Source organism: Paenibacillus sp. P4_E11 (genome assembly GCF_056401635.1).
Genome location: NZ_JBFUIX010000206.1, coordinates 1 through 4,890 on the forward strand (window position 1 = coordinate 1; position 4,890 = coordinate 4,890).

Annotated in this window: 4 protein-coding genes; all 4 read left to right on the plus strand. The window is 50.2% G+C overall.

All coding sequences use genetic code 11. The features are described 5' to 3' along the window. Positions 1–49: 49 nt before the first annotated feature. The 4 genes from trpB to AC1DWB_RS31280 all read left to right on the plus strand — a co-directional run bounded on the left by trpB (position 50) and on the right by AC1DWB_RS31280 (position 4,542). Positions 50–1,255 (plus strand): tryptophan synthase subunit beta, encoded by a 1,206-nt coding sequence (trpB, locus tag AC1DWB_RS31265; RefSeq protein WP_477545000.1) that lies wholly within the window; start codon positions 50–52, stop codon positions 1,253–1,255. Beyond that, on the plus strand, positions 1,242–2,048 hold the full coding sequence (trpA, locus tag AC1DWB_RS31270; protein WP_477545001.1) for a tryptophan synthase subunit alpha: 807 nt from the start codon (positions 1,242–1,244) through the stop codon (positions 2,046–2,048). Before trpB ends, trpA begins: the two co-directional genes overlap by 14 nt. 277 nt (positions 2,049–2,325) lie before the next feature. After that, positions 2,326–3,426 (plus strand): histidinol-phosphate transaminase, encoded by a 1,101-nt coding sequence (hisC, locus tag AC1DWB_RS31275; protein WP_477545002.1) that lies wholly within the window; start codon positions 2,326–2,328, stop codon positions 3,424–3,426. A gap of 24 nt (positions 3,427–3,450) precedes the next feature. Beyond that, positions 3,451–4,542, plus strand: coding sequence for a prephenate dehydrogenase (locus AC1DWB_RS31280; protein WP_477545003.1), 1,092 nt, complete (start codon positions 3,451–3,453; stop codon positions 4,540–4,542). Positions 4,543–4,890: the final 348 nt, after the last annotated feature.

The window sequence follows — 4,890 nt, forward strand, 5'->3', positions numbered from 1 at the left end:
AAGAAAGATGTATCCAAAATAACGGCTTTTGTCGAAAGGGTGAAGCATCATGCATCAAGTGCCGGATGAACACGGACGATTCGGGGTATTCGGAGGTAAGTATGTACCTGAAACGTTGATGAATGCCCTCCACGAGCTGGAGCAGGCATATGTACATTATTCCAAGGACCCGGACTATATCCGGGAAGTGAATTTTTTGTTGAATGAATATACAGGACGGCCTTCGAGACTGTATTATGCGGAGCGTCTGTCTGCGCACTTCGGAGGGGCCAAGATTTATTTAAAGCGGGAAGACCTGAACCATACGGGTGCTCATAAGATCAACAATACGATCGGACAAGCGGTTCTTGCCAAAAAAATGGGGAAGACGAAAGTAATCGCAGAAACGGGAGCTGGTCAACATGGTGTTGCATCGGCAACGATCGCTGCTCTGCTAGGGTTAGAATGCAAAGTGTTCATGGGCGAAGAGGACACGAAGCGTCAGCAATTGAACGTCTTCCGCATGCAGCTGTTAGGCGCGGAAGTAATCCCAGTGCTGTCTGGTACGCGTACGCTGAAGGATGCTTGTAACGAAACGCTACGCTACTGGGTCAGCAACGTGCAGGACACGTACTATATTCTTGGATCGGCAACCGGTCCACACCCTTATCCCATGATGGTTCRCAACTTCCAGCGCATTATCGGCGATGAATCTCGCAAACAAATTGTGGAGCGGGAAGGCCGTCTGCCTGATGCAGTTGTCGCGTGTGTTGGTGGAGGCAGCAATGCGATCGGTATGTTCTATCCTTTCATTCAGGATAGCAATGTTCGGTTGATTGGCGTTGAAGCAGCAGGCCGCGGTGTAGAGACGGAAGAACATGCTGCTACGATGACGAAGGGCAGCCATGGTGTGTTCCAAGGCTCCTTCAGTTATGTCCTTCAGGACGAATTCGGCCAGGTGCTGCCTGCTCATTCGATATCCGCTGGTTTGGACTATCCGGGTATTGGCCCCGAGCATTCCTACTTGAAGGACAGCGGACGTGCGGAATACGTTCCGATTACGGATGCCGAAGCTCTTGAAGCGTTGCAGTTGCTCAGTCGCATGGAAGGCATCATTCCGGCGCTAGAGAGCGCCCACGCGATGGCGCACGTGTCCAAGCTTGCGCCAACAATGAGCCCGGATCAAATTATCGTCGTCAGCTTGTCTGGACGGGGAGATAAAGACGTAGAATCGATCATGTCCTACTTGGGAGGTGGCGCACATGAATCGCATTGACGCCAAATTCGCGGAGTTGCGTGAACAGAAGCGCACCGCACTTATTCCATTCGTGACGATCGGTGACCCCGATCTGGACACGTCACTTGATATACTCGCAGAACTGGAGGCCGCTGGCGCGGACATCGTGGAGCTGGGAGTTCCATATTCGGACCCGCTGGCTGATGGACCTGTCATTCAACGTGCCTCGGAGCGTGCCTTGAAACATCGTATTACGATTCTCGATTGTATCCATGCCGCCAAGAAAGCAAGAGATCGTGGTATTCAATTGCCTTTTATCTTGTTCACATATTACAACCCCGTTCTTCGCTTAGGGTTGGAACGTTTCTTCGAGCTCTTGAAGGAAAACGACATAAGCGGCATGATCATCCCCGACCTTCCGATCGAGGAAGACGGCGCGGTGCGCAAGCTTGCAGTGGCATACGGCATTCATCTCATTCCATTAGTGGCGCCTACATCAGAAGCGCGAATTGAGAAGATCGCAGCGAATGCGCAAGGGTTCGTCTACTGTGTCTCCTCGCTTGGTGTAACCGGTGTGCGATCCGAGTTTTTCGCCGGGATCGACAACTTCCTGAACACGGTCAAGCGTTCGACTTCCTTACCGATTGCTGTTGGCTTCGGGATTCAGAATCGGGAACAAGTCGCGCAATTCGCTAATACTTGTGACGGAGTCGTAGTCGGCAGCGCTATCGTTCGCTGTATCGAGAATGCCATCCCTCTGTTGCAGCAACCGTCCACCCGGGAGCAAGGTCTCTTGCAAATTCGAGAATTTGTGAGACAATTAAAGGTATAATTGGCGAATCGGCTTGGAAAAAGGCAATCGTGTTAAACTAGTAGCGCTACGAACGGCAAAACAGTCTGCGGCCTCGGTTGAAAAGTTGTCCCTTGATTCGATGATGGATAGGACACCTTTTCAAAGGAGGCACGTGAACTCTTACGGCTGTTTTTGCCGTTCTCCGCTCCACTACTTCAACACGATACAATTATCTCATGCCGATTCGCTGAGGTGAGAAGAGAAGAAAACCAAAAACCAAAAACCAAGAACATGAACAAGAGGTGAAGGCTAGCTCATGAAACCGAAACAAAATATCGTACATCTGCCTGTGTACCAACCCGGCAAGCCGATCGAAGAAGTGAAGCGCGAGTTAGGTTTGAAAGAAGTGATCAAGCTCGCCTCGAACGAAAATCCATTCGGCTGCTCGCCTAAGGCGAAAGAAGCGATTATCGCTGAAGTGGATAATACTAGTCTGTACCCGGATGGCGGGGCGGTGGAATTAACCAAGGCAGTCGCCAGCCATTTCAACGTGGAACCGAATCAAGTCATCTTCGGAGCCGGCTCGGACGAGATCATTCTGATGATCGCACGTGCGTACTTGGTCCCTGGCGATGAGAATATTATGGCCACGCATACATTCCCTCAGTACAAGCATAACGCCGAGATCGAGGGTGCCGTTCACATCGAGGTGCCGCTTATTGAGGGGACTCACGATCTTCAAGGAATGTTGAAGCGAATAACAGATCGTACCAAGATCATATGGGTGTGCAATCCGAACAATCCGACAGGCACGATTGTATCGCATGACGAGTTGTCGAATTTCTTGAAGCAAGTCCCTTCGAATGTACTAGTTGTACTCGATGAGGCTTATGCTGAATATACAGTCAGCGGAGATTATCCGGATGGCTTCGAACTTATTAAGCAGTACAAAAATGCCATTCTGCTGCGCACGTTCTCCAAGATTTATGGATTGGCATCACTCCGAATCGGATATGGAATCGGACATCCAGAGGTCATTCATACGATCAATCAGGTGCGTGAGCCGTTCAATACGACTCGCTATGCTCAAGCCGCAGCCAAAGCCGCGTTGCAGGATGAGGCTTTTATCGCAGATTGCCGGGAGAAGAATGCCAAGGGCATTGACTACTTAACCGGTCAGTTCGACCGATTGGGACTCGCTTACTATCCTGCTCACGGAAACTTCATTATGGTTGATACACAACGTCCGGCCAAGCTTGTATTTGATGGGCTATTGCGCAAAGGATTTATCGTGCGAGGCGGACACAATCTCGACTTCCCGACCAAGATCCGTGTCACCGTCGGAAGCCGCGAGCAGAACGAGAAATTTTTGCAAGCCCTTGAGTCCGTTCTAACAGAAGTTACGGTTCAAGCCTAATCCAACGTCAAAAGAGTGAATCAAATGAAAAAAATTGCCATATTCGGCGTAGGACTGATGGGCGGCTCGCTTGCATTATGCTTCAAGGGCAAGCCCGATCTGGAAGTCATCGGACATACGATCGATTCGGCTGATGCAGATAAATTGCTCAAACGCGGTGTCGTGGACCGAGTATGTACATCCATGGAAGAAGCTGCTGAAGCTGCAGATTTCATCTTCCTCTGCGTTCCGGTCGACGTTCTTGAGCCGTATTTGACCCGTATCCTGCAGTTCAACCTGAAGTCCGGATGTATTATATCTGACGTCGGCAGTACGAAGGCCTCTATTATGGAATGTGCGGACAAGCTTAAGCGTTCTGACGTCTTCTTCATCGGCGGCCATCCGATGGCCGGTTCGGAGCGGTCTGGGGTGGAAGCGGCCTCCTCGCATCTGTACGAGAATGCGTTCTACGTGCTCACGCCAAGCGAAGGAACGCCGGAGCATGCGTATGAACGGTTAACTGAGCTTCTGCAACATACGAAGGCGCAGATCGTTCGCGTAGAGGCCGACCAGCATGATCAAATCGCCGGAGCGGTCAGTCATCTGCCGCACATTATCGCGGTAGCGCTCGTAAATCAGATCGCGACCTATAGTGAATCGAATCCTTTGTATGAGAATCTGGCCGCTGGTGGGTTCCGCGATATTACGCGTATAGCGTCCAGCCATCCTGCGATGTGGCGGCCGATCTTGTTGAACAACCGGGATGTGCTGCTACAGCTTCTGGCGGATTGGAACGAAGGTGTTCGCAGCTTCCAGACGATGCTGGAGCAGGAAGACGGCGAGGGCATTGAAGAACAGTTCAAGCGGGCTGCCTCATTCCGTAGCCAACTGCCGGAGCGACGCAAGGGCATCTTGACCGCGATCTACGACGTGTACGTCGATGTGCCGGACCATCCAGGCATCATTGGTCAGATCGCATCGTTACTTGGCAATCATCGTATTAATCTTAGCAACATGCACATTATTGAAAGCAGAGCCGACGTACCTGGTGTATTGCGGTTGTCGTTCCGTAACGAAGCCGAGATGGATGCGGCAATCACCGTGTTGAGAAAGAACGGGTACGAAGTACGGTTATAGTTGGATCATACACGAGAGCGGGCCATGAGGTATCATGAGCCCGCTTTTCTGCATATATCAGCATAAAAGAAACCGTTTTCAAAATAATCATTGACAAAATGTAAACGGATACATATACTGAAAGTACAGTATGGTTTCTCTCCACTCCTATCCGAAAATTCGCACTCTGTGCAACCACCGGAATTTCCGGTGGTCTTTTTTTTGTCCGGGACAAATTGGTTTTAGTTGATCTTGCCTACAATCCATTATTTACATTTGTACGGTGTTGTTTTATGGTAGGATAGTGCGCTTCACAAATTTGTTGAAAAAAGAAGGAATTTTCCTTACTTATACAGAATTGTGTTAGAT